The organism is Paenalcaligenes sp. Me131 (assembly GCF_050487225.1).
Taxonomy (GTDB): Bacteria; Pseudomonadota; Gammaproteobacteria; order Burkholderiales; family Burkholderiaceae_B; genus Paenalcaligenes.
On the sequence record NZ_JBKQGY010000002.1, the window covers coordinates 562,174 to 589,151 of the forward strand.

Here is a 26,978-nt window from a genome sequence, read left to right on the forward strand (position 1 = left end):
ACAGCCATCTCCTAGCAACTAAAGAAGAAATACGACAATGGCGCTTATCAACTATATTACGCAAGTGCAGTTTGGGTTTGGAAGTATCAAAACACTGCAAGAAGAATGTACTAAGCTGGGTATTCAGAACCCACTCATTGTAACAGATGCCGGTATACGCAATGCGGGTCTGCTGGACACCGTTCAGCAACAGCTAGCAACGCCCGCAGCCGTTTTTGACCAAACACCACCTAACCCCAACGAAGCTGCTGTACGTGCCGCTGTGACGCACTACCAAGAGCACGCGTGCGATGGCATTATCGCTCTGGGTGGTGGTTCAGCGATAGACTTGGCCAAAGGGGTTGCTGTCTGTGCTGCCCACCCCGGCCCCTTGCGCCAATTTGCCGTCATTGAAGGCGGTTTGGCTCGCATTACCTCTGCAACTGCCCCTGTGATTGCCGTACCCACTACCGCAGGTACCGGCAGTGAAGTGGGCCGTGGCGCTATCCTGATTTTAGATGACGGCCGCAAGGTAGGCGTGATCTCCCCATTCGTCGTGCCACGCGTTGCTATCTGTGACCCCGAACTGACCATGGGCTTACCAGCAGACATGACTGCCGCCACCGGCATGGACGCGATTGCCCACTGTATGGAAACGTTCATGGCTCCCGCCTTCAACCCACCAGCCGATGGTATTGCATTGGATGGTTTGCGTCGTGCCTGGGCACACATTGAAACCGCCACCACAGAACCCAGCAATCAAGAAGCGCGCCTAAACATGATGAGCGCCTCAATGCAGGGGGCACTGGCCTTTCAAAAAGGCTTAGGTTGTGTACACAGCTTAAGCCATGCGCTGGGCGGCATTAACCCTCGCCTACATCACGGCACACTAAACGCCATTTTGCTGCCTGCTGTTATCCGCTTTAACAGTAGCGTCGACACCATGATCAATGAAGACAAACTGGCCCGTATGGCTCAAGCCATGGGTCTGCCCGTTGGTGCTGATGTCGCTCAAGCAGTGTTGGAGCTCACCGCGCGTTTGGGCTTGCCCACCACGCTGAGCCAAATCGGTGTAGGCCCAGAACTCTTTGATCGCATTATCGAAGGTGCTTTAGCTGACCACAGCCATAAAACCAACCCTCGTGACGCAAGCCCTGAAGACTACCGCCACATGTTGGAAGCTTCTTTGTAACCCCTCTTGCCACTAACCATAACAAGGAGAAAGTCAGCCATGCAGACTTCCATTACTGGACAACAATTCATTGGTGGTCAACGTACATCTAGCGGTGAAGCCTGTTTACGTAGCCTTGCCGCCGCCGATGGTAGCGCACACCCTACCGCTTTTTTCCAAGCCACACCGGAAGAGGTACAACAAGCTGTTGCCGCTGCCAGCCACGCTTACTCTACCTATCGCCAGAAGTCACCTTCTGTACGCGCCGATTTTTTAGAGCAAGTTGCCGCTGAAATTGATGCGTTGGGTGACGACTTTATTGCTGACGTCGTACGTGAAACCGCGCTACCTACTGCCCGAATCATAGGTGAACGTGGCCGTACTTCAGGGCAATTGCGTTTGTTCGCTTCCGTACTGCGCCGAGGTGATTTTCTGGATGCGCGTATAGACCCAGCACAACCCAACCGCACACCGTTACCACGCGCCGACATACGCTTGGTGAATATTGGTGTGGGCCCTGTCGCTGTATTTGGTGCCAGCAACTTCCCGCTTGCCTTCTCGGTAGCCGGTGGTGATACGGCTTCTGCCTTGGCAGCAGGCTGCCCTGTGGTCGTCAAAGCGCACTCTAGCCACATGATTACGGCAGAGTGGATTGGACAAGCCATAGAGCGCGCCATCATCAAAACAGGTATGCCTGCTGGCCTATTCAACATGGTGTATGGCAGCCGCGTAGGAGAAGACCTTGTGCGTGCCCCGGATATCAAAGCAGTAGGCTTTACCGGTTCGTTATCTGGTGGTCGCGCCTTGTGTGACTTGGCAGCCGCACGCCCAGAACCTATTCCTGTATTTGCCGAGATGTCCAGCATCAATCCGGTTTGGATGATGCCCAACGCACTAAAGGTTCGTCATGCCAGTTTGGCTAAAGATTTGGCAGCGTCTGTCACCATGGGCTGTGGACAATTCTGTACCAACCCTGGTTTGATTCTGGCGATAGACTCACCCGAAACTGAGCTGTTCATCAGCGAACTGCAAACAGCCATGGCCGCCATACCGGATCAAGAGATGCTGAATCGCCAGATCCTATCTCACTACGAACAAGGTATCACACGCTTATTGGCTACCCCCGGCATTACGCAACTGCACGGTGGTGAAGCTGAAGAAGGCAAAGCACGCGCCCATGTGTTACGTGCCACACCTGAGTTATTATTTCATCCGGAAAAATTACTGGAAGCTGAAGTGTTTGGGCCAGCAACGGTGGTGGTTACCGTACCAAACGTGGAAATGCTTCAGCGCTTCTTCCATGAAATACAAGGCCAGCTCACTGTTACGTTGCAAGGCGAAACGGACGATCTGCATGCTCATCCCGAGCTGCTGAGTGCCTTGGAACAACGCAGCGGTCGCCTGCTGCTCAATGGCTACCCTACCGGCGTAGAAGTTTGTGATGCCATGGTACATGGTGGCCCCTATCCAGCCACGTCAGACGCTAGAGGCACCTCTGTAGGTACCTTGTCTATACGTCGCTTCCTGCGCCCTGTCTGCTTCCAGAACTATCCAGACACGCTCTTGCCTCCTGCCTTACAGAACAGTAACCCCTTGGGCATTCTGCGTCTGGTTGATGGGCAAATGACTAGAGCACCACTAAGCAACTAAGGCTGTTAGCTATTTACACCTATTTCCTATAAAAAAGGGAGACATCATGCAAAAAAGAACAGGTACAACACCTTTTGCGCTGGCCATCAGCGCCCTCGCCCTAAGCGTCAGCGCCTCTGCTGTCATGGCCGCTTACCCAGACCGCCCCATCACTTTGATCGTGCCTTGGGCTGCTGGTGGTGGCAGTGACAACATTGCCCGCACTATTGCTATTGCTCTGGAACAAGAACTGGGCCAACCCATTAACGTGGTTAACCGTGCTGGTGGTGGTAGCGTAGTAGGCCACACCGTATTGGCCAACTCTAAACCTGATGGATACACACTGGGCTTGATGACTGGTGAAGTCAGCATGATGCACTGGCAAGGGCTGACCAAACTGGATCACACAGCCTACACCCCTATCGCTCAAATCAACTACGACTATGCTGGCGTACAAGTCAGTGCCGACTCTCCCTACCAAAATGTAGGCGAACTGATTGAAGCCATTCGTGCACAACCTGCTGGGACTTTAAAAGCCTCTGGCGTGGGTCAAGGCGGTATTTGGCACATTGCCTTTGGTGGTTTGTTAGTGGACCAGGGTATCGATCCTAAAGCCGTACAGTGGATCCCTAGCGAAGGCGCAGCGCCTGCCATGACTGACTTGGTAGCAGGCGGTATTGATATTGCCCCTACCTCGGTTCCTGAAGCCCGTTCCATGATGGATGCTGGCCGTGTGAAATCCTTAGCCATTATGGCTCCTGAGCGTAACCCTGTTTTCAATCAGGTTCCGACTCTGAAAGAAGAAATCAACTCTGATTACGCCTTAGGTGAATGGCGCGCTATTGGTGGCCCCAAAGGTATGGACCCTGAAGTGGTAGCAACCTTGGAAGCAGCTTTGGAAAAAGCCTATCAAAGTGATATTTACCAAGACTTCATGAAAAAGCAGGGGTTTGGTGCTGTGTGGCGTAACACCGCAGACTTCACCCAATTCTTGGTGGATACCGATGCAGTGATGGGCGAAACCGTTGAGAAACTGGGCCTAAAACGCTAAGGACATCACTCATGAACACCATTTTTGCCCAGAAACTCAGTGAGTTACTGGCCGGATTGGTGGTAACAGCCTTGGGCATCTACGTACTGGTAGAAGCCCAGGGCTTTCCCACGTTACCCGGCAACGATTACGGCGCAGACCTATTTCCTAAAATCATCGGTTTCATACTCACGCTAGGCGGTGCTTGGGTGTTTATCAAAGCGGTACACCCATTTTTACTCGCACGCTTACAGCGCCCCGCCACCCCACTGAGCCTCACACTACTGTTTCTCTTTAGGCTCATCCTTCCTCTCCTGCTAATCATTGCGTATCTACTCTTAGCTGACACCCTTGGTGCCATTCTCACGCTCACACTCTTAGTTGTCATTCTGATGTTGTGTAACGGTGTGCACTGGCCACTAGCCATTGTGCTGGCTGCTGCCACTAGTGCTGTGATTTGGTTCGCTTTTGTCTATATGCTCAAGGTACCCCTACCTTTGGGCGTGCTGCTTGGATAACAATTATGGATGCAATTCTTGGAGGTATGGCTCTAGTCTTTAATCTGGAGACCATGGCCGTCATCTTGGCCTGTGCAGCCTTTGGGGTATTCCTTGGCGCTGTGCCTGGGCTTACCGCTACCATGGCTGTCGCTCTATTAGTTCCCGTCACCTATTTTATGGACCCCATCCCTGCGATTGCAGCGATGGTGACTACCGCAGCAGTGACTATTTTTGCGGGTGACATTCCTGGTGCCTACTTACGTATTCCTGGCACCCCCTCTTCAGCTGCCTATGTAGATGAAGCCTACCAGTTCTCGCTACGTGGCAAAGCCAGTGAGTGCCTAGGTGTAGCGTTAGTCTGTTCAGTCATCGGTGGTGTAGCAGGCACGTTGGTGCTGATTTTTGTGGCTCCCTCACTAGCCGAGGTGGCTCTGAAATTCAGCTCCTTTGAGTATTTCTGGTTAGCGGTTCTAGGACTAAGTTGTGCGATCTTTATTTCTTCAGGATCTCGCCTCAAAGCCTTGCTGTCGCTGTGTATAGGTTTATTCCTATCCACGGTAGGATTAGATTTGATTACCGGTTCACCACGCTTTACCTTTGATGTACCTGATCTCATGGCTGGCGTGAATTTCATTCCTGTGATGATTGGTATGTTCGCCATCGCCGAAGTCATGCGATTCTCTGCTGAGCGCAGCGCTGACTTAAAAGTGGCCGTGAAGGACTCTGGCAAAGTGTTCGGAGAGGTACGTCCAGCCCTGCGTAAACATTGGCCATCCGTTTTACGCGGCAGTGGCACAGGTAGTTTGATTGGCGTATTGCCCGGTGCGGGTGCTGATATTGCGGCATGGGTATCCTATGCCGTCAGCCGAAAAATGTCTAAAACACCTGAAAAGTTTGGCACTGGGCATATTGAAGGCATTGTAGAAGCCGGTTCGTCTAACAACGCTGCTGTTAGCGGTTCCTGGGTGCCTGCTCTCGTATTCGGCATTCCTGGAGACTCTATCACTGCTGTCGTAATTGGCGTGCTGTACATGAAAGGCATGAATCCTGGCCCAGCTATTTTCTTAAATGGTGGGGAAATGATCTACGGCTTGTTCACTGTGTTCATCGTGGCCAACTTGGTCATGTTACCCGTAGGCTATATTGCCATCCGTGCTAGCAAAGGCTTTGTCGCTACGCCTCCACGCATTGTGATGCCTATAGTATTGGCATTTTGTGTAGTAGGAGCTTATGCCATTAATAACTCTGATGTAGACATTATCTTGATGCTTATTGCAGGCTTGGCTGCATTCATCTTAGGCTTAGCATCCTTCCCTATAGCCCCTATTATTCTGGGATTGGTATTGGGTGGCCTACTAGAGAAAAGCTTCATGACGTCCATGATGCGTAGTAATGGCGACCTAACCGAGTTCTTCTCTCGCCCTATTAGTGCAGGTTTGGGCACACTCGTATTGGTAGTGTGGTTCTTGCCCTTGATTGTGCGTTTACTACGCTCCTTGCGCCGCCCCCCACTACAACTGCCTAGATAGTGAAACAGGCATAAAAAAACCGGAGCCGCATCATACGGCTCCGGTTTTTTGTGATCCACGTCGCTTAGGCGTCTTTGGTAGGGAGCACTAGGCTACGTACTAGCGCCACCATCACACCCAAAATCAAACCACCGATCAGGGCCAGCAACACAATAAGTTTTCGTTGTGGTTTAACAGGCTTCAATGGCTCAACAGCAGACTGATCTAGCCTTACCAGACGTATATCACTTAAATCTACGCGCAAGCTTTCTAAACCGGCAATTTCAGAACGTATTTCAGCTTGGGCTTTCAAGAACACCTGCTCATTCTCGCGAGACTGCAACATTTCAATGTGGCGGTTGTTCTTCAAGAGCTCTAACTCTTTGAAGATCTCAGCAATACGTGGTGCCTCAAAATCGTCGGTTTCTCGCGCTAGCAGCGTTTCGCGTTCAGCACGTAACGCGCGAGTGCCTAAGAAATACAATGGTTCTTCTTGTCCGGCTACCCCTGTGCTGATCACGCTAGTCGCTGCTCGTGATGGCGACATAGCTTGCGACATGCCTAATAAGGTGGTCGGGTTTTCTATGCCCAGTTTCTGTGCAATCTCAATAGCCTCATTCAGAGCTGCCAGACGGTTCTGACGCTGGATTTTCAGCTCTAAACGCAACGCAACCAACTCGTCTTCCAACTGCTGACGTTTCAGCGTATCCAGCTCTTTTAAGTTCTCTATCTGTGACTCGATTGACGCCTCATAGGCCACTTTTGCAGAACGCAGCTTACGCTGCAGCAACTCTATACGGTTGGTAATCAACACATCAATGTTTTGTTTGACGCGATCTTGTCCTCTTTGCAATACAAAACGCACGAGCTCATTCAGTATTTTGGCGCCATCCAGACCTGCTGGATAAGTCATTTCCAACCCAACGTACACATTAGTTTGTGTTGCGCCTTTAGGCGGAATAGGTGGCCACAGTACCTTAAAGGCTTCATCGTTGAATTGCGCAAAAGCCTGCTCAGCACTCAGATCGCCCTTTTTCAACTTCTCAAAAAGATCAGGATGTTCGTCAAAGAACTCTTGGCGCAGTCTATACGACTCTAGCTCTTGCCCAACCATCTCTAGAGCGGCCGTACCATCCAACTCCATCAAACCCAATGAGTTCAACCTATCCAAGTCTTTGAGCTGCGCAATTCGCAAGACACTTTTAACTTGATATTGCGGCGTTACCAGAAAGGCATACAGTGCTGCACAAACTGTCACAGCCAGTGTAATTGCCAAGATTAATAAGCGCTGTTTCCATATCGCGCTAAATAATCCCAGCAAATCAATTTCATCTGTCGCCATACCGTTATTCGGCTGCTTTGTGCTGTTTTCACTCACTGTGCGTATATACCTGAAACTTGTTATATGGAATGTAGACTGCCGTGCTGTTCTTTTTATAGTACATCGCCGAAGTATAAACGAATATATTTTACAAGGTTAAGAATCATCTCGTTACCTTATAGACAATCATATTTTATGAACTGTAACGAAGATTGCGATTTTAAACGATCAATAAATGGACAAAATTATCCCTTCTTTATCTTTTATTGTCGTAAATAAAAACCATTCTCATATACGTGGCAATAAAAAGCCCTTCACCTCATAGAAGTAAAGGGCTACCCACTCAACTCGCTATAGACCTATGTACCTATCGCTGTCTCAGTAGGCTACGACCTAGAGCAACACTCACACCAAGTATCCCACCTAGTACGAGGCTCAACAATAAAATCAACAACCGTTTAGGGCGCACAGGCGCTACAGGTTCTACCGCTACTTGATCTAAACGTACCAAACGCAAATTACCCAGATCAGATTTTAATTCTTGTAAACGTGCAATATCTGAACGAATTTGTGAATTAGATTCCAAGAAAAGCTTTTCGTTATCACGGGCCAATAACATTTCTACTCTTCTATTATTTTTCAATAACTCTAATTCTTTATATATTTGCGCTATACGTGGCTCCATAAAATCATCAGATTCACGTAAGCTTAATATTTCTTTTTCAGCTAATAACGCTCTAGTTCCCATGAAGTATAACGGGTCTTTATTTTGAGCATTAATTTCAGCGCGAATAACATTAGCATTTATTCGTTGCTGCTGTTCTTGAGAAAGGCTTGCTAATGTAGTGGGGTTTTTAATTCCCAATTCTGTCGCAATATAAATAGCTTCGTTAAGCTTTTCTAGTCTGTTTAATCGCTGATTTTTAAGTTCTAGTCGCAACGCATTAAGTTCATCCTCTAGCTCATTTTGCTTGAGTATGTCTTGCTCACGCAGTTGTGCGACCTCCATCTCTACCGCTGCCTGGTAGCCCACCAAGGCGGTATTTAGCTGACGCTCTAGGCGCTCAATACGATTGTCTGCCAACGCTGACACGTCAGACTTCACACGCTCTTGTTCTTGCGCATGCACATAAGACACTAAGTTATTGAGGATTACCGGCCCATTCAATCCGCCTGAGTACTCCATCACGATCTCTACGTAGCGACTACGCTGTTGCCCATCTTTCTGCTGTTGCGCAGATCGTGTGACGGTAAAGGCATCCTCGTTGAACACATCAAATGACTGTTCTAACGAGCGAATTGGACTTTCCAGGGCTTTGAACAGCTCAGGGTTCTCACGGAAGAAATCCAGTCGTGTGCTGTACGACTCTAACTCGTTCCCTATCTGTTGTAATGCAACTTCTCGATCTAGAGAATACAGATCCAACAGATTTAAACGGTCCAAATCTCGAAGCTCAGCGACGCGCAGAACACTTTTAGCTTGGTATACCGGATTCGCCACAATCACATACACTACTGCTAAGGAAAATACTGCTGCCATAATACCGGCAATCAATTTCCACTGCTGTCCTAAAGACCGTATTAATTCTGATAAATCTATTTCTGTAGTGCCCTCTTTTTGATTTAAATGATTTTTAGTATTCACAACACTCAAGAAATTCAGGATAAATGGGTAAAAAATAAATTATACCCTTTATCCCGACCTGCTCTGTAATACTATTGTAATCTTTTCATTAATTGCCGATCCCCCTCACAGGATCTCGCTACTTTGCTGCAGAACTGGCGGCTCACTATACAACACCTCTTGTTTATCCAACCCTTCCAGCGTTAACACAATATGCTTTAGCACCTCTACACGTGCGTAACGTTTGTCGTCTGCAGGGATGATATACCAAGGGGCCAACAAGGTGTTGGTGTGCGTCAGCATGTCTTCAGTGGCAGTATGGTAAGCCGACCACTTTTTGCGATTGCGCCAGTCGTCCTCGGTGATCTTGTACTGTTTGAAGGGGGAGTCCTCGCGCTCTTGAAAACGGCGCAACTGTTCCCCTTTGGATACCGCCAGCCAAAACTTAATCACCACCGTGCCATTGGCCACCATTTGCGACTCAAAGCTATTGATTTCGTCGTATGCCTGACGCCACCGCGTAGGACTGATCAGTTTTTCTACCCGCTCCACCAAGACTCGCCCATACCAAGAACGGTCAAAAATAGCCGCGTGCCCATGACGTGGCAACGATCGCCAGAACCGCCATAGATACGGACGCGCCAGCTCTTCTGCTGAGGGGGCCGCAATAGGATGCACCGCATAACTACGCACATCCAAGGCCTCCGTAACACGGCGTATCGCCCCCCCTTTACCTGCAGCATCTTGGCCTTCAAAAGCCAAGACTAAGGAACGCTCTTTAAACGTATCACTACGCACCACTTGAGCTAAGCGCCCCTGCCAATGACTTAACTGCTCTGCATAGTTATCTTTTTTCAATTGTGTGCGGTAATTTACCCCACGCAATGTGGCTTTGTGCGCTGCCATAGGCAAAGCAAGCGCCTCATCTAGATGAATAGCTTGGCCCACTGGCTGTTGCAATGCATGCAACACGACTTCAGCGGTGCGCACAGCACGTAAGTTGTCATCAGCACTAGGTACGATGACCCAAGGCGCATAACTACGTGTAGTCAGCTCTAAGGTGGTTTGTGCCGCATGGCGTAAACGCTCGAACTTCTTCTGTACTTTCAGATCAGCCTTGGTCACCCGCCAGGCCGTAGCCGGATCCGCCAATAAACGCTGCGTACGCTCGTACTGCGCTTGTTTGGACAAGTGATACCACAGCTTTACCACCTGTACATTTTCTGCGGCCAACATGGCTTCAAAACGGTTGATCAATGTAGCGTACAACATGATCTTGTCGTGATCAGGTCGCTTACGTACCGCTTCACTCAACAACGAGGCATACCACGACCCAAACACTAACCCTATGCTGCCCTTAGTGGGTAAATCGCGCCAATACCGCCACATAGCAGGACGCATTGCCTCACCGGACGTCAGCTTGCCATACGCTAAGGTATGCACATACCGAGGGTCCAACCATGTATTTAACTGGTTGATGGCGCTACCCTTACCTGCGCCATCTATACCCGCCACCACAATCAACAAACTTTGTTTCTGTTCATGCAAGCGACGATACTGCTGGTGCTGCAAGGCGGTACGCAACTCAGCAATGCGCTGTTGTGCCTCTTCTTTGCTTAAACAAGGGTCGGTTTCTGCATCTTCGAACATGAGGGGCTTCCTGAATGAGTGCACAAGACACATAATATACACATGTCATTTTAGGTATGTATATGAACTCCAGATCCAACCCCGCTCAGCGTGCCAGCCTTGCCCACTCTCATTGGGGAGTTGAGAACATTGTGGCGGCATTGCGTGAGTCTCGTGAAGTTACCCATAAAATTCGCTACTTGGGCCGCGTGCGTGAACTACCTTCTCGTGAAGCTGTACAAGGCATCGTCAAAGGCTTGTCTGCCGCGATGTTCCCTACACACTACGGTCACGCCGATCTTACGGCTGAAACCATCGATTATTACGTAGGCACTACCCTCAGTTCCACGCTAGCCATTTTGGTAGAACAAGTGCGACGCGCACTCTGTTTTGTACCGGGCCGCGAGAACTGTGATGACGACAGCATAGAGCAAGAAGCCATCGCCATTACGCGCGAATTCGCTGCTGAACTGCCTGCTGTACGTGCGCTATTAGTCAGCGACATACGTGCCGCCTATCAAGGTGACCCTGCTGCAGGCAGCACCTCAGAAGTTCTGCTGTGCTATCCCGGGGTGACCGCCATTATTGCCCACCGTATAGCCCACCCGTTATACAAACGTGGCGTTCCCTTACTCGCTCGTTTGATTACCGAGATCGCGCACTCGCAAACGGGTATAGACATACACCCCGGTGCACAGATTGGTGAGAGCTTCTTTATTGACCACGGCACGGGTGTAGTTATTGGTGAAACCGCCATTATTGGCCGCAATGTACGTCTGTATCAGCAAGTCACACTGGGCGCTAAGCGCTTTCCTGTGTCAGATGATGGCTCATTGGTCAAAGGTAACCCTCGTCACCCTATCGTTGAAGACGATGTGGTGATTTACGCAGGCGCTACCATTCTAGGCCGCGTAACCATTGGTCGAGGTTCTGTGATTGGCGGTAACGTCTGGCTGACACGTGATGTGCCACCCGAAAGCCAAGTATCCCAGGTGCAGTGCGCACAGGTATAACAGGCTAGCTCCTGCCCCAACGGGTCAACACAAGGCGTTATACAAGAGCAAGCTTGATAACGCCTTTGTTGTATGTACAGTCAGAACTTCCCCATACCGCAGTGAGGTGCCGCTCTTGACCACATTTTTCGTCCTCACATCTCTTAGCACAGATCAAAGCCACTACGCGCTCTAACCCCTAGAATGGCTGAGACTGACTTCACACTATAAAGGTATGGTGACATGAATGTAGACGTAACTATTGTCGGGGCAGGGCCGACAGGATTGTGCTTAGCCTACACACTGGCTCGCGCAGGCATGGACGTGGCAGTACTGGAACGACAACCACGCGAAGCACTGGCTGATCCCGCATTTGACGGACGTGAAATTGCGCTGACCCACGAATCTCAACGCTTGTTGCAAGACTGGGGACTATGGGAGCATTTTCCTGCCGAAGAAGTGTCCGACTTACGTCACGCCAAAGTCTTGGATGGCCATGCACTCAAAGGCATGAACATTCGTGCTGATCTGGGCAAACAGTCGCAGTTGGGTTGGCTTATCCCCAACCACCTGATCCGTCAGGCAGCCTTCAAACAATGCGCCACACAAGAGCGTGTACACATTCTGGACAGCATACAGATACGCCGTACCCGCACGCACTCACATGGCGCTGAAGTGGAGCTAGAGGATGGTCGTACGATTAGCAGCCGTTTGCTCGTCGCCGCAGATAGCCGTTTTTCGGAAACCCGTAGAGCACAAGGCATTCCCGCCCAAATGCACGACTACGGTAAGAGCATGATGGTGTTCAGAGTTAAACATGAAATCCCACACGATCATGTGGCTTGGGAATGGTTTGGCTATGGTCAAACACGCGCATTACTGCCGTTAAACGGCCAACAAGCCTCTGTAGTACTCACCCTGCCCCACCATGCCATGCAAGCATTACAGCGCTTGGATGACGAGGCCTTTGATCAAGACATTAGCCAGCGGTATGAATACCAGCTGGGTACTATGCAACGCATCAGTGAACGCAATGTGTATCCACTAGTGGGGGCTTACGCCTTCCGTTTCCATAACCCACGTTTTGCCCTCATTGGCGATGCAGCCGTTGGGATGCACCCTGTTACCGCTCACGGTTTTAATCTAGGCGCGCTCAGCGTTAAACACCTAAGCGAACGCGTAATCACAGCCTTCCAACAAGGTAAAGACATTGCCTCTGCTGAGCTACTACAAAGCTATACCCATGCCCACAGACGCAGCAGCTTACCTTTGTACGCTGCTACAAACATGGTAATTGCGCTGTACACCAACGATCTGGCACCGGCTCGTTTCTTGCGAAAAACAGTGCTTAAAGCCGCCGATGCCCTACAACCGTTTAAACGACTGGTTGCCTCTCAGCTAACGGGCTAACCCCCACTGCACGCACCAGTGCGAATAAAAACACCCCAAACGCAGCATGACGTTTGGGGTGTTTGCATGACTAACCACCGCTATAGCTAAGCGAGAAAGTTACGCCTCTTTGTGCGAGCGATCTGGCAAGAACCAGTTCATCAACAGCGCACAAATACCACCCGTGGCCACACCAGAACCCAGTACATTACGTACGCCTTCTGGCACATTTGCCAACAGCTCAGGTACTTCAGACACGCCCAAGCCCAAGCCTAGAGATACCGCAATAATCAGCAGAGAACGACGATCCAATGTGGTACCAGCCAGAATGTTGATCCCCGACGCAGCTACCGCACCAAACATCACCATTACTGCGCCACCCAACACTGGCTCAGGTACAGCTTGCAATACGCCAGACACGACGGGGAACAAGCCCAGAATCACCAACATACCGGCAATCCAAATACCTACGTGACGGCTGGCCACGCCAGTTAGCTGAATCACGCCGTTATTCTGTGCAAACACAGAGCTTGGGAAGGTATTGAAAATACCGGCCAACAGCGAGTTCACACCGTTCACCAACACACCACCCTTAATACGCTGCATCCATACAGGGCCTTCTACAGGCTCTTGGGAAATCTTACTGGTCGCTGTCACATCACCAATGGCTTCCAAGGAAGTCACCAGATAAATCACGATCATAGGGATAAATAGTCCCCACGAGAAATCCAAACCAAAGTGCAGTGGCACAGGAACTTGGAACGTGGCCGCTTTTTCTAAGCCACTGAAATCCAAACGACCCAAGTAGGCCGCCATGGCATAGCCCACCGCCAACGCAATCACAATAGCTGCACTACGTACCCACACCACAGGAATACGGTTCAACACGATGATGATCACCAGCACCGAGCACGACAATAGCAAGTTCTCGCCACTCGCAAAGCTGCCATTACCCATTGCGCCGTAGCCGCCGCCCATGCTGATAATACCCACTTTAATCAGCGTTAAACCAATCAGCAGCACCACCGTACCCGTTACCAATGGGGTAATTAACTTACGAATCACTGGCAATATGCGTGATACACCAATCTCAATAAACGAGCCGGCAATCACCACGCCAAAGATAGTCGCCATCACGGTTTCTACAGGTGTGCCCTGTTTCACCATCAATGCGCCACCCGCAATCAACGGACCCACAAAGTTGAAACTTGTACCTTGCACGATCAGCAAGCCCGCACCAAACGGTCCGAAGCGTTTGCTTTGCACATACGTCGCAATCCCGGAGATCACCAAGGACATAGACAAGATTAAGTTTGTATCGTGTGCCGACACTCCCAACGCCTGACAAATCAGCAGACCGGGCGTCACGATGGGCACAATGATGGCTAATAAGTGTTGGAGTGCAGCGAAAAAGCTGATCCAAGGACGAGGCTTATCGTACGGACCGTACACAAGCTGCGTATCGTCAACCTGAGTGGATGTAGTGGGTTGCATGGCGATAGGGGTGCAAAAGCCATGATTCTACACCACACCATAGGGCTATTGGACGGCCCCACGCATGCATGGGGCCTAACCACAACAGGCTTATACGCCTAAAAACTGAAATGGCTTACTTTCTTTAAACTCAGCATTCACCATGCCGGAGTAGATGGTAGTCTGGTCTGGGCCCAGTTCCAGCTTCAACACTTTGCCGCTCTTTTCAGACAAATCAAACTTGCTCAAGTCTACCCAGAAAGTATTGGGTGTAAGGGCTGACTCAAAGAAATAATGCAGACGTTTTTGGTCTGCTACCGTACGCCAGCGTGTAGACGAGATATTCGGTTGATCCGGTGTAGTAATGCCGTAAGGCACCGACACGTTACGAATCACGCTAAACACACTCGCGATAGTTTCACGTTGGTTAGGTGTTTTAGGGATAGCATTCACGTAAAACGATGCACGGGCAAAACGGTCTGCTGAACGGTTAGTCCCTGGCAACATCACTGTGCCACTAATTTGCTCCCAGTACTCATTCATTGCCAACTGCTTGTCGTAGGTAGGCGAGTTGGTCATCACTTGGTATTCAGAACTGTGATGAATATGCTGCTTGCCGTCTATGTACTCCACAATGGCGCTGTCGCCACTGGCGTCAGAGATCGCAAGGTGCAGTGTCGCCAAACGCTGCTCACCTGGCACGTTATCGGTGATCAGGGTGAAAGGCTCTTTTTCCAACTCAGCCACAGCTTCAGACACGGTCGCAAAGTTATCCAGTACATACTGCGCCCACGCGGCAATGGTTAAACCTGGTTTGCCTTCATCACGCACAGGGTATTCAGACTCTACCAACCACAGCACGCTGGCTGACAGGCCCGCTTCGTTCAAGCCGTCGGTCGTGGAAATATCGTAGCCCGATGCAATCACACTACCGTACTTAGACGTCCACTCCAACGAATTACTTCCCGCCTCACCGGAGCGCTTCATCCCTTGTGGGAAAATCCACAAGTTCGTATCAATGGAGGTTTTCCAATCCATAGAACGCGCTGTCACGATTTGATTGTCTGCACCGTGATACACCAAACGGGTACACGCGTATGCTGCTTCGGAAAAGACAACAGGGCCAGCAACCAGCGCTGCCGCACACAGCATGGCCGATAAAGGTTTGCGTATCATGATGAGAACTCCTTGAGAAAGGTGAGATTGCGACAAATCATGCCACAATCCCCCTTCATGTACATCAGAAAGTTACAGAGCGTTAAGCTTTACTCGATTATTGCGCGGTATAGCCGCCATCAATCACCAGCTCAGAGCCAGTCACAAACTTGGACTCATCAGACGCCAAATACAAAATACCGTAGGCGATATCATCCGCCTCACCCAGATGCCCAATAGGGTGCAGACTCACCAAACGCTTGTATTTCTCGGTTTGCTCACTTTCAGCCAGCCCGGCCACCATCGGTGTCCAGATATAGCCTGGGTGTACCGAGTTAATACGAATGCCATAACCAGCTTGTGCGCAATGCAATGCTGCCGATTTGGTGAAGATACGTACCCCGCCTTTACTGGCGTTATACGCCGCCAAACCTGGGTCACCTACTAGGCCTTCAATAGACGACAAGTTCACAATCGAGCCGCCACCGCTTTTACGCAGTGCTTCAATCCCGTATTTGGTGCCTAGAAATACGCCATCTAGGTTAATTTCTTGGACTTTTCGCCACTCAGCGAGCGTAGTGTCTTCTACCGTTTTGCCTAACGCAATACCCGCGTTGTTCACCACAATGTTCAACTTACCAAAGGCTTTCAAGCTTTCAGCGATAGCCGCTTTCCACTGCTCTTCGCTAGACGCATCGTGCTGCACAAAAATGGCCTCACCACCTTGTGCCTTGATACGTGCGACTACCTCTTCGCCTTCTTTTTGCTTCACATCCGTGACCACAACCTTCGCACCTTCACGAGCCAGCAATTCGGCCGTTGCACGACCAATGCCTAAAGCGCCCCCAGTTACCAATGCTACTTTTTCTGCTACGCGTCCCATAAGACTCTCCTAGAAAGGGTATTGGATAGTGACTGCTATCATGCCCCACAAACATGACAACATCTAGCGCTCTACGAGCACCAGCTCAGTAACGAGCTTCTACTTACACTGTAGACCATTTGAAGTTTGTAATACTTGCTTACTATCAAGGTGGTGAGCTTCTGTGGGATTCTCATGTCAGCGACTCATAACCTAGGATGGGTTATGCGTAGTAAGGATAAGAAGCCCACGAATCAAAGACTAGCTGCCGTAGCCTTAGGCTGCGAAAGTATTTTTTAATTTGTACACCAAATAAAAAAATACTTCCCTCCGCCTTCCCTTCATCGCTTGCCACGGCCTTTGCTTTGGTAGCTACTGGCAGTAAGTCGTCTTTCTGTAGTAGCTCATGGGAAGTGCTAGCAGCGCTGTAGTCCTACTTCTACCTGGAAAACTGTAGAAAATATGGAGTAGCGTCTTAGTAGTGTGCTTTGCTCGGATCTGTTACGTGCTCAAGGCAGTAGGCAGATAACTGTTACAACAGACAGGACTCCCACGTAAGAAAGGACAGCAAGCCTGCCAAAATCCAGAACCTTCGGGGGGGACGGAGAGGAAACTTTTTTGATTTGGTGTACAAATCACAAAAAGTATTCCTGCAGTTCCCCAGCGTGTGCGATGAATACAGTCTTTCTACGGCAACGTTCACAGCCTAAATAAGTTATCAGTATTAACCGTAGAGGTTCACTGCTCAGCGACTGGTTTCATGAGCCTTAGGCCACAAAACACGGTATCGCTTGCCCAAAAAACAAACCCCCAGTCAACGACTAGGGGTTTGCATAGAACTACTAGGTGTCAGAGCAACTTAACCAGCCGCGTAAGCACCTGCTTGTTCTGCTTGCTGATCAGCATGGTAAGACGAACGCACCATCGCACCTACTGCCGCGTGGGTAAAGCCCATTTCGTAAGCAGCCTCTTCAAAAGCCTTAAATTGCTCTGGTGTAACGTAACGCATCACCGGTAAGTGGTGCTCAGACGGCTGCAAGTACTGCCCAATGGTCAACATATCAATATTGTGGGCACGCATGTCGCGCATCACTTCTAGGATTTCTTCGTCAGTCTCGCCCAAGCCCACCATCAAACCTGATTTAGTAGGAACAGTTGGGCAACGATCTTTAAATTCTTTCAGCAGCTTCAACGAATGCAGGTAATCTGCACCAGGTCTGGCTTGTTTGTATAAACGAGGCACAGTTTCCAAGTTGTGATTCATCACATCAGGAGGTGTCTCTTGCATGATGTCCAACGCTTTGTCCAAACGACCACGGAAGTCTGGCACCAAGACTTCAATAGAAGTTTTGGGGGATTGCGTACGAATCTCGGTAATACACTCCGCAAAGTGAGCAGCACCACCATCGCGCAAGTCGTCACGGTCTACAGATGTGATCACCACATAGGACAACCGCATTTTGCCAATGGCGCTCGCCAAGTTACGAGGCTCATCTTGATCTAGAGGGTCTGGTCTACCATGGCCCACATCACAAAACGGGCAACGACGGGTACATTTTTCGCCCATGATCATGAACGTTGCCGTACCTTTACCAAAGCACTCGCCAATGTTTGGACAGGTAGCTTCTTCACACACACTAAACAGATTGCTTTCACGCAGAATCTTTTTAATGTCGTGGAAACGTGAGTTGGGTGCAGCCGCCTTAACCCGAATCCACTCTGGTTTCTTCAAGCGCTCAACAGGCACGATTTTAATAGGGATACGTGATGTCTTGGCCTGTGCTGTCTGTTTAGCCGTAGGGTCGTACAGCTCTTCTCGAGCACGCACCGTAGGTTTACGTTCAGCAGTGGTATCTAGGGTAGTCATAAAGCAAGCACCGCAAGGTATACAAAAGCAAAATTATGGGCTCTACACGCACGTATAAAGCCAACTAAGAATCTAGGGTATCATGTTCGCCGCTCTCAGGCAGAGCAATACTCATGCTGCTTTGCGGCATAGGACAAGGCCTGTTGTAAAGTCGAAACGAGCAGCTCACCTGCTTTTTCCGTACTCAATTGCAGACCACAGTGCTGTAGATCACTGGTTTGCAGTCCTTGATATCCACACGGATTAATCCCCAAAAACGGATTCAAATCCATATTCACATTTAACGCTAAGCCGTGATAACTGCAGCCATTGCGGATCTTCACGCCTAAAGCGGCTATTTTCACCAGTTCGTCTGGCGGGGCTACCACAGGGCTGACACAACTACCCGGCACATACACACCGGGCGCGCCCACTTTTCTACATGCCTGATCCAAGCCTACCGACGTTAACACATCGATAATGGCTTGCTCTAGCATTGCTACATACGCTTTTACGTATAAACCTATTCTGCGTAAATCGATAAGGCAGTACACCACGACCTGCCCAGGCCCGTGATACGTCACTTGACCACCTCGGTCAGAACGCACCAACGGAATACCCGCTGCATTTAAGACGTGGCTTTCCATGCCTGCCTGCCCCAGTGTATAGACCGGGGCATGCTCTAGCACCCATAACTCATCCGGCGTGTCTGCTGTACGCTGCTCAGTAAAACGTCGCATGGCCTGCCATGTCTCGTCGTAACTGATGTCCGTACCTAAATGGCGTATCACCGGTGTGAGCATCTCGGCCATTACAACACCATGGAAACCAATGGATGACCGTGCAACGCACGATACAGATTATCCAATTGCTCACGCGAGGTGGCCGTGATGCGGAAGGTCAGGCCTACGTAATTCCCGTTCTTGCTAGGACGCGACTCAATAGTTGTGATATCAAACACAGGGTCATGCTCTAGCACCAGTGCTGTCAAAACCTCAGCAAATTCTGGTACGGATTTACCCATCACCTTGATAGGGAATTCGCTAGGGTATTCGATCAGCGAATCTTCAGGAGGAATGATTCCAGTCATAATATTTACTCAAACCACATGCGGACTTTATCCGCCATACGACCAAAAAAGCCTGCTTGAGGCACAGCTTCCAAGGCCACCAAATCATCCTGACGCAAAACGGTATCGCCCAGCATCAGCTTTACCTGACCCACTTTAGCGTTATCCGCAACGGGGGCAATCAGGGGTTGAGCGTACTCGGCTACAGGCTGCAACTCACCAGCACGACCACGAGGAACCGTAATCATCACAGGTTTGGTCACGCCTAGACCTACTGATTCGGCTTCGCCTTCCCACACACGTGCACTGACCACGGGTTGTCTCGCACCGTACAGCTCTACCGTTTCAAAGTTTTGGAAGCTCCAGTTCAGCAGCTTCAAGCTGTTTTCTGTACGTGCTGCATCGTTCGCTGTACCTACCACTACCGAAATAATGCGACGACCATCACGCACTGCCGTAGACACCAAGCAGTAACCAGCAGAGTTGGTGTGCCCCGTTTTCAGGCCATCAACGGTATTGTCCAACCACAGCAAACGGTTGCGGTTAGGCTGTTTAATCTTGTTGTACTCAAATTCTTTTTGGCCGTAGTAGTGCAGGTGCTGTGGAAAACGTTGCACTAAATTTTGTGCCAACGTACCCAAATCACGCACAGAGGTCAGATGAGTCGCGCCGGGCAAACCGCTAGCATTCTCAAAATGCGTTTGGGTCAGCCCCTGTCTGGCTGCTTCCTCATTCATTAGCGTTACAAAAGCTTCTTCGCTACCAGCAACTGCTTCTGCCAAGGCAACTGTCGCATCGTTACCAGACTGCACGATCACGCCTTGCAGCAGATCATTGACGCTAACTTGGGTATTAGGCTCCACAAACATACGGGAACCTTCAGTACGCCATGCATGTTCAGAGATAGGCACCAACTGATCTAAACTCAAACGCCCTTTTTCCAAGGCCTCAAAAACCAAGAAAGCGGTCATGAGTTTGGTCAGTGAAGCAGGCTCTACCTGCTCATCCAGCCCTTGCGCGGCAATAACTTGGCCGCTATTAGCATCCAAGCTCAACCATGCTGTAGCGCCCAGAGTAGGAGCGGGAATAGTAGAAAGCTGGCCTACAGTTTGCACCACACCTGGTTCAATCGCAAAAACGGGAGCAACGGCGGCAGGCAACGAAAAGCTCAGCACACCGATCACAGCGGCTGCCACTTTTTTGCGCATAAATAAAGGAGTAATGGGCTGAGTGCGTACACTCAGCTTGGAACGAATTCGGGACAAAAATTTCATGAGACTGGCGTAATTTCCGGATTGATTTCTGAATGGCCACGCCGGGCGGCTGCATCCCATTATAAGCAGATGACAGGAGCGCAGCACGCTTAGCCCCTGTCCCGCATACAATTTTTTACACCCAGCTTTGTCTCAGGCAAATAATTGCAATTGCTGAGCGACCAACTCACGCAGCTGTACCAGCTTGCCGTGGAAAAAGTGAGAGGAATCGGGCAGCACGGTCAAGGCCAAATCTTGAGCCCTAGCAAAGTCCATGGCTTCGGATAAGGGTACTACCTCATCCACCTCACCGTGCAACAAGTAGGTATGGGCAGGAATCATCAACTCACGGAAACGGAAACGCTCTACTGCGGGCCCCGTCAGAATTAATGCGTCTGGAACACGCTGCTGCTCTTCAGCCAAACAGGAATACAGCTGCGCAGCGACCGAAGTACCAAATGAAAACCCTGCCAACGCCCATTTTCCTGCGGCCAACTCGGGATAAGCCGCTTGGAATTGCTGCACCAACAAACGCATGTCAGCAGTTTCACCCTTGGCATGATCAAAACTGCCAGCCGATGCACCCACCCCACGGAAATCTGGCCGCACTACCACCAAGCCATGCTGAGTACAGGCTTTAGCAATGGTAGTCACTACCTTGTTATTCCGGGCGCCACCATGCAAAGGGTGCGGGTGTAACACCAATGCCCAACCACGAGGCGTGCCTTCAGGCCAATCCACGGCGCAGTCAATCGCACCCGCCTCTCCGTTAAAAACCACGTTCCGAATCTGTGTCATAGCTCACAAAATGCCATAATAGCGATACATGTATTCTGCATTCTAACGGAACTTCTACTTCTCGCTGTCATTACCATGTCTGAACATGCGCCTTCCTTAACTTCTCCCAGTCGCATGGTGTCCCAGCTACGCCAAGCTCTGCCTCAATTCCGACGTATTGAATGGGTAGACCGTACTGACTCCACCAACGCCGATTTACTGCAATGGGCGAGGGAAGATAATCCCTCGCTACGCCCATGGCTGCGTGGCGCTCACTTACAAGATAGGGGTAGAGGGCGCGCAGGTCGTACTTGGAAGAACCGTGAGGGTGCTCACCTGATGTTCTCCTGTGCATTTGACATTTTTGTGCCTCCCCATGCTCTGGCGACCTTATCGCCGTTATGTGGAGTAGTCGCATGCGAGGCCTTGCGCAACTTACTGCCCGAGCGCCACCGCGTAGCACTCAAACTTAAATGGCCCAATGATTTGCTGTGGTATGACGCGAAACTCGCTGGCATCCTGACGGAAGTCACCAGAGCTAGCACCGCCCCTGAAAGTAAAGATCACCATGTAGTCGTCATCGGCATAGGGCTGAACTTGAATGATGCACAATCACTCAGCGAGTCTTTGCAGCGCCCTGTCGCTGATTGGGAAAGCATTAGCAACGAATGTGCCGATATGCCCGCTCATCGCCCTAGTGATTTAGTTGCCGCCATGGCATCTGGTTTATACACCGCCATGAATGAGGCCACCGCTTACGGTTTTGCCTCGTTGCCAGAGCGCTTTTCACAGGTAGACGCTTTATTAGGCCAAACCATCAATATCGTGCACAACGATAAAATTCTACAAACCGGTATTGCTCAGGGTGTTAACGCCCAAGGGCAATTAATGATGCGTAATGCACTGGGTACACAGGTAGTGTCTGTGGGTGAAGTGTCGGTCAGACCTTCCACACCACGCTAATGGAAAGAACACCATGTATGTACTGATAGACATTGGCAATACACGCGTCAAAATGGGGCTACTGGATACGGACAGCCACTCACGGTTGCCCTTAACCTTGGCATGCCCACATACCGACCTTAGCCCTATCGCTACATGGCTAACCCAGCATCTAAGCTCACCAGCCACTGGAGCCATCGGTGTTAATGTGGCCAGCGAAGCCTTGGCCGCGCAAGTACAAGCATTACTGCATGCGCATCACGTGCCCTCTATTCAGTGGCAAACCGGTGATACCCCATGCCAGACCTTGCTTAATCAGTATCAACAGCCGGAGCGCTTAGGTTCTGACCGATGGGTGTCCGCCATAGGGTTACAGCCCCATGCCCCTCACTCTGCCTTCTTGCATGTCAGTTTTGGTACAGCCACTACCGTTGACGCTATTGTGCCCCACGCCGGTGGTCATGAGTTCAAAGGTGGCTTGATCCTGCCCGGCCCACAGTTGATGCAACTAGCCCTCAGCCAAAATACGGCTAGGCTAGACGCCATACCGGGGGCTCTGCAAGATTTTCCAGACCACACTACCGCTGCGATAAGCTCGGGCATCGCTGCGGCACAAGCTGGTGCAGTGATGCGTCAATGGCTCATCACCTTAGAAGCGGCAGGGCATGCTCCATTGCTATTTTGTAGCGGTGGGGGTAGATCTTTAGTAGAAGCCGAACTAGAGCAAACACTACATCGTCTGCACCATGTAACGACCTTATCATTGCCTGAACCCGTATGGTACGACACCCCTACCCTAGATGGCTTAGCGATTCTTGCCAATCGTCTCGCGTAGATTCGTGCGATCATAAGCGCTACAATTCCTGACATTATTCATAGTCATCACTACTCTCTGATCGCCATATGAAATACATCGCCCTGCTCTGCCTGATTGCAAACGTGGCGCTGCTGGCTTACGGTCAGGGCTTTTTTGGTGTTCAGCCTAGTGAATACGGTCGCAGCATCAGTCCCGCCCCCTTTGTACATGAGAACGCGGTTACTGTCGGCTCGGCCTTGCCCCAGTCCTAACACCACATACTCTGGATGCTGTTACCTTTATGAAACCTGTACGCAAAGCTGTTTTCCCTGTCGCGGGACTTGGTACCCGTTTTCTGCCGGCCACCAAAGCGATGCCCAAAGAAATGCTACCCGTTGTGGACAAACCGTTAATTCAATATGCGGTAGAAGAAGCTATCGCAGCGGGTGTTACAGAACTGATTTTTATTACAGGACGTCATAAACGCGCCATCGAAGATCACTTCGACAGCATGCCCGAGCTAGAGTCCGAATTAGCCAGCAAAAACAAAATCGAACTACTTGAGCGTGTACAAAACATTATCCCTCCCTACGTGAGCTGTATTTACACACGTCAACCTGCTCCACTGGGGCTAGGACACGCTGTATTGTGTGCAGCACCTATCGTGGGTGACGAGCCATTTTTAGTGTTGTTGGCGGATGACCTAATCGACGCCCAAACTCCTGTAGCGCGCCAATTAGTAGAAGCTGCCCATCAATACAACGGCAGCATTGTGGCCACGCAACAAGTTGATCGCCAAGACACCAGCAAATACGGCATTGTGTCTGGCACTAGCGTAGATGCGAATGCTACACGCTTGCACGGTATTGTGGAAAAGCCACGCCCAGAAGATGCGCCATCCACACAAGCGGTAGTAGGCCGTTACGTACTGGAACCCGAGATTTTTGAACATTTGCGTAAAACTCAGCCAGGAGCTGGCGGTGAGATTCAACTTACCGATGGTATCGCTAGTTTATTGAAATCTCGTAATGTATTTGCATGCCAATACGAAGGCACTCGCTATGACTGCGGAAGTAAAGATGGCTTTTTTAAAGCTACCGTAGAAATTGGTCGTAAATATCACAACCTTTAAACGCTCCTAGTATTAATACCAGTAGCCTCTATTAACAATTTTATGCGTTAATAATTGTATTCGTATACGGGTTCTGCTTGACGTCAAACAATGCCCGTAATACGATTCGATTCGTAGGTTATCAAGTTAGTTGTAAGTTCGTTCAATGCGGTATCCATATACCAGTTGCCTGATTTTTACACCTTGACAATCTTTTTTTAGAGCACAAGCTCGTCATTTTTAGGGATTGCAACAATCATGCAAACAGAAACTGGTATTGTTAAATGGTTCAACAACGAAAAAGGCTTCGGCTTCATCACTCCTGAGAGCGGTGGCAAAGATCTGTTCGTTCACCACTCCGATATCATCGGTACAGGCTTCAAATCTCTGCAAGAAAACCAACGCGTTTCTTACGAGCCAGCTGAAGGCCAAAAAGGCCCACAAGCCAAATCCGTGCAAGCTCTGTAATTGAGTCTGACACGATATTCGTAAAGAATATTAAAAAAGCCCTGAATTAAATTCAGGGCTTTTTTTTATTTCTTCTTAATCTATATCAATAGATTATTATTTTATTATTTCTTTTCATTTTCCTGTTTGATATTCGCAACTGTTTTCTTTGCAGCGCGTGTCGATACTTTACGTGCCTTAGCAGTTTTAACAGGAATAGAAGTTGGGATAGATTTAGTTTCTTCTGTAACAGTTGATGTCAATTTGGCAGCTTGTTCCTGCTTTTCCAATACCGACCCCAATATCACAATGATACGTTCCAGAGCTTTAGCTTCTGCTTTGGACAACTGGTTCTCACTACTACGTGCCAATCCCAACAAGAACTCTGCCAGCTTACGAACCGCATCAGGCGTCGCATCTTTCAGTAACGTAGGAATCGCCTCTATCGCTGCATTTTCATCCATGTGCAGCAACAAAGCTTGTTCGCGCAATAGCTGACGGAATGCTGGCCGTTCACTGCCTTTCAGCCAACCCGCTTGATCCATCTGCTCAGCATAGTGGAAATGCCTGTCATCCGCTTCGCCACGCTCCTTCAATACATAGAACATGGCACGTATAGCCGCTTCTGCCAGCCCACCTTCATCCATACGCTCACACAAGTGTCGTAAGGTCGCTTCCACATACGCTTTGTGCTCTGGCCAATCACCTGGGTGCGGTCGCACATCGGACGTATCGTCTAGCGCTCTCCCTGCCAACGCCTGCATCAATGGTGAACCATATACCGAGTCAAAGAAAGCGGCATAGCCTTGGTCGCGGTTGTCTCGGTAGTGATTCAGGAATCGAGTAATCGCATCAGACACCTGCTCTTGCCATAACAAGAAAGGATTGTCCGCACTGGCGGGAGCTCGGTTCTCGCGTACCTGTTCAGCTTGCTCACCCAACCATGCGGCAAAAGGATGATTGCTGCTCCACCACTCGTACGAGGTACGTAGCGGGTGCAAGGTCTGCATCCAATAGGCAGTATAGGGCGTTGCAAATGCACGCACCCACGGCTGCATCAGGTTGCGATACAGGGCCAAGTTAATCTCTGATACCTTAGCTGCGGCTGCGAAACGCTTTTCGGACTCCTGATCCGGCTGCACAATGTCACGTACTTCAGCCACACTGCTACGTCGCAGTTTCAGCATGTAAGGGTCATCTACCGGGCATGCTGCGCGTACTTCATCACAATCCTCTACAGAGGCATGGTAAACACCTGCTGGCAACAAATCGATAGTATCTATATGGCTGGTGAACTCTCGGTATTCTTTGCTGCCTACACGCGACGATACAAAAATCCCTAAATGACCAATACTGTCGTGCGTTGCGTAGACAATAGTTTGGTCATGACTCAGTACTTCATCATCATTTCTGTATAAATCCGTAATCCACCCTAAGGCTTGCCCCGGAGGCGTAATGTTGTCGCCATGTGAGCAGAAAACCAGTATGGGTGAACGGATATTACGCAAATCAATACGTAGACCGTCTGAGGTCATTAAACGTGCTGTGGACAACTTATTGCCGATGAACAGCTCATCGACGATGTACTGCATTTCCACGTCATTTAAAAATACATAGCCGCCCCAATATTTCTCGAAATCCAAATAACGAGGGCCTTCCGTATCGACGTTTGCAAATAAATTATATTGCTTATTCCATAGCGTATTAGCGGGGTCTAAATTCTCGAAATTTTCCACCAACCACGCGCCATCGAAGCGACCATCGCCTAAGTCACTGGTCATGGCAGTCAACCAACTACCGCCCAGCAAACCACCGCTATAGCGCATAGGATTATCGCCAGCCCAGTACGAGAGCGGCGCACCAGCCACAATAATGGGACCAAACAGTTCAGGCCATAGAGCCGCTGTCATCAGGATCTGCCAACCGGCTTGGCAATTACCAATCACCGCTGGCTTACCCACGCTATCCTCATGCAGCTTACCTACATGGCGTACAAACTCTGCTTCTGCACGAATGACATCTTCTACTGTCTGACCCGGCACAGGATCAGGCAAAAAGCCTACAAAGTAGCAAGGGTGGCCCGCACTGAGAGCTGCTCCCATCTCACTTTCAGCCTTGAACCCACCTATACCTGGGCCATGGCCCGCTCTGGGATCAATAATAATGAAGGGGCGTTTTTTCTCGTCTACTTTTACACCAGCAGGCGGAATAATGCGCATCAAGGAGTAGTTAACGGGGCGTGCCAAATCTTGGCCGCACAACAGTTGCTCGTACTCGAACTTCAATACAGTGGGAGCGTCTTCTTCCAAGTGTTCACGGTACTGGTCACCGCGCTGACGTCGTACATCGGCATACAACACGCTACGTTGCCAGAAATCCTTGGCGTACTCTGCTCCCGCTTCAGCGGCATTCCATGCCCACGAAAAAGGCGTGTTCTCGGAAGGTGAAGTGGGTTTACGACTAGCCATTTTTGCT

At 50.0% G+C, this 26,978-nt stretch carries 24 protein-coding genes; 12 read left to right on the top strand and 12 right to left on the bottom strand.

Going from position 1 to position 26,978, the window contains the following annotated elements:
* Positions 1-37 precede the first annotated feature (37 nt).
* Genes ACLPHM_RS10745 through ACLPHM_RS10765 form a run of 5 tightly spaced genes read left to right on the top strand, consistent with a single transcriptional unit; the run spans position 38 to position 5,838 of the window.
* Positions 38-1,171, top strand: coding sequence for an iron-containing alcohol dehydrogenase (locus ACLPHM_RS10745; RefSeq protein ID WP_430221230.1), 1,134 nt, complete (start codon positions 38-40; stop codon positions 1,169-1,171).
* 39 nt (positions 1,172-1,210) lie between these two features.
* The gene (locus tag ACLPHM_RS10750; protein ID WP_430221231.1) at positions 1,211-2,800 is read left to right on the top strand and encodes an aldehyde dehydrogenase (NADP(+)); all 1,590 of its coding nucleotides are present in this window, start codon (positions 1,211-1,213) and stop codon (positions 2,798-2,800) included.
* A gap of 46 nt (positions 2,801-2,846) precedes the next feature.
* Positions 2,847-3,830 (top strand): tripartite tricarboxylate transporter substrate binding protein, encoded by a 984-nt coding sequence (locus tag ACLPHM_RS10755; RefSeq protein WP_430221232.1) that lies wholly within the window; start codon positions 2,847-2,849, stop codon positions 3,828-3,830.
* Positions 3,831-3,841: 11 nt separating this feature from the next.
* Positions 3,842-4,327: a tripartite tricarboxylate transporter TctB family protein gene (locus tag ACLPHM_RS10760; protein ID WP_430221233.1), complete on the top strand. Its 486-nt coding sequence runs from the start codon at positions 3,842-3,844 to the stop codon at positions 4,325-4,327.
* Between the two features lie 5 nt (positions 4,328-4,332).
* On the top strand, positions 4,333-5,838 hold the full coding sequence (locus ACLPHM_RS10765) for a tripartite tricarboxylate transporter permease (protein ID WP_430221234.1): 1,506 nt from the start codon (positions 4,333-4,335) through the stop codon (positions 5,836-5,838).
* 64 nt (positions 5,839-5,902) lie between these two features.
* On the opposite strand, the gene ACLPHM_RS10770 is transcribed toward ACLPHM_RS10765, so the two are convergent.
* The 3 genes from ACLPHM_RS10770 to pap form a co-directional block, all read right to left on the bottom strand.
* The gene (locus ACLPHM_RS10770) at positions 5,903-7,159 is read right to left on the bottom strand and encodes a Wzz/FepE/Etk N-terminal domain-containing protein (protein WP_430221235.1); all 1,257 of its coding nucleotides are present in this window, start codon (positions 7,157-7,159) and stop codon (positions 5,903-5,905) included.
* A 346-nt stretch (positions 7,160-7,505) separates the two neighbouring features.
* Positions 7,506-8,783 carry a Wzz/FepE/Etk N-terminal domain-containing protein gene (locus ACLPHM_RS10775; protein WP_430221236.1) on the bottom strand — a complete coding sequence of 426 codons (1,278 nt, stop codon included), beginning with the start codon at positions 8,781-8,783 and terminating at the stop codon, positions 7,506-7,508.
* A gap of 105 nt (positions 8,784-8,888) precedes the next feature.
* A complete protein-coding gene (pap, locus tag ACLPHM_RS10780) occupies positions 8,889-10,412 on the bottom strand; it encodes a polyphosphate:AMP phosphotransferase (RefSeq protein ID WP_430221237.1) in 1,524 nt (507 codons plus the stop codon).
* A 62-nt stretch (positions 10,413-10,474) separates the two neighbouring features.
* Between pap and epsC the strand changes: the two genes are divergently transcribed.
* Both epsC and ubiM read left to right on the top strand, forming a co-directional pair.
* Positions 10,475-11,404 carry a serine O-acetyltransferase EpsC gene (gene epsC, locus ACLPHM_RS10785; protein WP_430221238.1) on the top strand — a complete coding sequence of 310 codons (930 nt, stop codon included), beginning with the start codon at positions 10,475-10,477 and terminating at the stop codon, positions 11,402-11,404.
* Between the two features lie 222 nt (positions 11,405-11,626).
* The gene (ubiM, locus tag ACLPHM_RS10790; protein ID WP_430221239.1) at positions 11,627-12,793 is read left to right on the top strand and encodes a 5-demethoxyubiquinol-8 5-hydroxylase UbiM; all 1,167 of its coding nucleotides are present in this window, start codon (positions 11,627-11,629) and stop codon (positions 12,791-12,793) included.
* 99 nt (positions 12,794-12,892) lie between these two features.
* On the opposite strand, the gene ACLPHM_RS10795 is transcribed toward ubiM, so the two are convergent.
* From ACLPHM_RS10795 to ACLPHM_RS10830, 8 genes are all read right to left on the bottom strand, one after another.
* On the bottom strand, positions 12,893-14,266 hold the full coding sequence (locus tag ACLPHM_RS10795; RefSeq protein WP_430221240.1) for a uracil-xanthine permease family protein: 1,374 nt from the start codon (positions 14,264-14,266) through the stop codon (positions 12,893-12,895).
* A 90-nt stretch (positions 14,267-14,356) separates the two neighbouring features.
* Positions 14,357-15,397, bottom strand: coding sequence for a linear amide C-N hydrolase (locus ACLPHM_RS10800; RefSeq protein WP_430221394.1), 1,041 nt, complete (start codon positions 15,395-15,397; stop codon positions 14,357-14,359).
* Between the two features lie 121 nt (positions 15,398-15,518).
* Positions 15,519-16,283: an SDR family oxidoreductase gene (locus ACLPHM_RS10805; RefSeq protein WP_430221241.1), complete on the bottom strand. Its 765-nt coding sequence runs from the start codon at positions 16,281-16,283 to the stop codon at positions 15,519-15,521.
* A gap of 838 nt (positions 16,284-17,121) precedes the next feature.
* Positions 17,122-18,129 (bottom strand): lipoyl synthase, encoded by a 1,008-nt coding sequence (lipA, locus tag ACLPHM_RS10810; protein WP_430221242.1) that lies wholly within the window; start codon positions 18,127-18,129, stop codon positions 17,122-17,124.
* Between the two features lie 95 nt (positions 18,130-18,224).
* Complete coding sequence (gene lipB / locus ACLPHM_RS10815; RefSeq protein ID WP_430221395.1) at positions 18,225-18,899, bottom strand: lipoyl(octanoyl) transferase LipB; 675 nt, start codon at positions 18,897-18,899, stop codon at positions 18,225-18,227.
* 20 nt (positions 18,900-18,919) lie between these two features.
* Complete coding sequence (locus tag ACLPHM_RS10820) at positions 18,920-19,198, bottom strand: DUF493 family protein (RefSeq protein ID WP_430221243.1); 279 nt, start codon at positions 19,196-19,198, stop codon at positions 18,920-18,922.
* Positions 19,199-19,203: 5 nt separating this feature from the next.
* Positions 19,204-20,385, bottom strand: coding sequence for a D-alanyl-D-alanine carboxypeptidase family protein (locus ACLPHM_RS10825; protein ID WP_430221396.1), 1,182 nt, complete (start codon positions 20,383-20,385; stop codon positions 19,204-19,206).
* Positions 20,386-20,583: 198 nt separating this feature from the next.
* Positions 20,584-21,228: an alpha/beta hydrolase gene (locus ACLPHM_RS10830; RefSeq protein ID WP_135866119.1), complete on the bottom strand. Its 645-nt coding sequence runs from the start codon at positions 21,226-21,228 to the stop codon at positions 20,584-20,586.
* A gap of 75 nt (positions 21,229-21,303) precedes the next feature.
* On the opposite strand from ACLPHM_RS10830, the gene ACLPHM_RS10835 reads away from it, so the two are divergent.
* The 5 genes from ACLPHM_RS10835 to ACLPHM_RS10855 all read left to right on the top strand — a co-directional run bounded on the left by ACLPHM_RS10835 (position 21,304) and on the right by ACLPHM_RS10855 (position 24,524).
* Positions 21,304-22,170, top strand: a complete 867-nt coding sequence (locus ACLPHM_RS10835) for a biotin--[acetyl-CoA-carboxylase] ligase (protein WP_430221244.1) — start codon at positions 21,304-21,306, stop codon at positions 22,168-22,170.
* Positions 22,171-22,183: 13 nt separating this feature from the next.
* Entirely contained in the window at positions 22,184-22,984 is an 801-nt protein-coding gene (locus ACLPHM_RS10840) for a type III pantothenate kinase (protein WP_430221245.1), read from the top strand.
* A 68-nt stretch (positions 22,985-23,052) separates the two neighbouring features.
* Positions 23,053-23,217: a hypothetical protein gene (locus tag ACLPHM_RS10845; RefSeq protein WP_430221246.1), complete on the top strand. Its 165-nt coding sequence runs from the start codon at positions 23,053-23,055 to the stop codon at positions 23,215-23,217.
* A 29-nt stretch (positions 23,218-23,246) separates the two neighbouring features.
* Positions 23,247-24,077 carry a UTP--glucose-1-phosphate uridylyltransferase GalU gene (galU, locus tag ACLPHM_RS10850; protein WP_430221247.1) on the top strand — a complete coding sequence of 277 codons (831 nt, stop codon included), beginning with the start codon at positions 23,247-23,249 and terminating at the stop codon, positions 24,075-24,077.
* Between the two features lie 237 nt (positions 24,078-24,314).
* Complete coding sequence (locus tag ACLPHM_RS10855) at positions 24,315-24,524, top strand: cold-shock protein (protein WP_135867225.1); 210 nt, start codon at positions 24,315-24,317, stop codon at positions 24,522-24,524.
* Positions 24,525-24,628: 104 nt separating this feature from the next.
* Here the strand turns inward: ACLPHM_RS10855 and ACLPHM_RS10860 are convergent, their stop codons facing one another.
* Complete coding sequence (locus tag ACLPHM_RS10860; protein WP_430221248.1) at positions 24,629-26,971, bottom strand: DUF3141 domain-containing protein; 2,343 nt, start codon at positions 26,969-26,971, stop codon at positions 24,629-24,631.
* Positions 26,972-26,978: the final 7 nt, after the last annotated feature.

Coding starts and splice junctions, on each gene's coding strand:
- ACLPHM_RS10745 (WP_430221230.1), top strand. CDS start 38: ATGGCGCTTATCAACTATATTACGCAAGTGCAGTTTGGGTTTGGAAGT.
- ACLPHM_RS10750 (WP_430221231.1), top strand. CDS start 1,211: ATGCAGACTTCCATTACTGGACAACAATTCATTGGTGGTCAACGTACA.
- ACLPHM_RS10755 (WP_430221232.1), top strand. CDS start 2,847: ATGCAAAAAAGAACAGGTACAACACCTTTTGCGCTGGCCATCAGCGCC.
- ACLPHM_RS10760 (WP_430221233.1), top strand. CDS start 3,842: ATGAACACCATTTTTGCCCAGAAACTCAGTGAGTTACTGGCCGGATTG.
- ACLPHM_RS10765 (WP_430221234.1), top strand. CDS start 4,333: ATGGATGCAATTCTTGGAGGTATGGCTCTAGTCTTTAATCTGGAGACC.
- ACLPHM_RS10770 (WP_430221235.1), bottom strand. CDS start 7,159: ATGGCGACAGATGAAATTGATTTGCTGGGATTATTTAGCGCGATATGG.
- pap (WP_430221237.1), bottom strand. CDS start 10,412: ATGTTCGAAGATGCAGAAACCGACCCTTGTTTAAGCAAAGAAGAGGCA.
- epsC (WP_430221238.1), top strand. CDS start 10,475: ATGAACTCCAGATCCAACCCCGCTCAGCGTGCCAGCCTTGCCCACTCT.
- ubiM (WP_430221239.1), top strand. CDS start 11,627: ATGAATGTAGACGTAACTATTGTCGGGGCAGGGCCGACAGGATTGTGC.
- ACLPHM_RS10795 (WP_430221240.1), bottom strand. CDS start 14,266: ATGCAACCCACTACATCCACTCAGGTTGACGATACGCAGCTTGTGTAC.
- ACLPHM_RS10800 (WP_430221394.1), bottom strand. CDS start 15,397: ATGCTGTGTGCGGCAGCGCTGGTTGCTGGCCCTGTTGTCTTTTCCGAA.
- ACLPHM_RS10805 (WP_430221241.1), bottom strand. CDS start 16,283: ATGGGACGCGTAGCAGAAAAAGTAGCATTGGTAACTGGGGGCGCTTTA.
- lipA (WP_430221242.1), bottom strand. CDS start 18,129: ATGACTACCCTAGATACCACTGCTGAACGTAAACCTACGGTGCGTGCT.
- ACLPHM_RS10820 (WP_430221243.1), bottom strand. CDS start 19,198: ATGACTGGAATCATTCCTCCTGAAGATTCGCTGATCGAATACCCTAGC.
- ACLPHM_RS10825 (WP_430221396.1), bottom strand. CDS start 20,385: ATGCGCAAAAAAGTGGCAGCCGCTGTGATCGGTGTGCTGAGCTTTTCG.
- ACLPHM_RS10830 (WP_135866119.1), bottom strand. CDS start 21,228: ATGACACAGATTCGGAACGTGGTTTTTAACGGAGAGGCGGGTGCGATT.
- ACLPHM_RS10835 (WP_430221244.1), top strand. CDS start 21,304: ATGTCTGAACATGCGCCTTCCTTAACTTCTCCCAGTCGCATGGTGTCC.
- ACLPHM_RS10840 (WP_430221245.1), top strand. CDS start 22,184: ATGTATGTACTGATAGACATTGGCAATACACGCGTCAAAATGGGGCTA.
- ACLPHM_RS10845 (WP_430221246.1), top strand. CDS start 23,053: ATGAAATACATCGCCCTGCTCTGCCTGATTGCAAACGTGGCGCTGCTG.
- galU (WP_430221247.1), top strand. CDS start 23,247: ATGAAACCTGTACGCAAAGCTGTTTTCCCTGTCGCGGGACTTGGTACC.
- ACLPHM_RS10855 (WP_135867225.1), top strand. CDS start 24,315: ATGCAAACAGAAACTGGTATTGTTAAATGGTTCAACAACGAAAAAGGC.
- ACLPHM_RS10860 (WP_430221248.1), bottom strand. CDS start 26,971: ATGGCTAGTCGTAAACCCACTTCACCTTCCGAGAACACGCCTTTTTCG.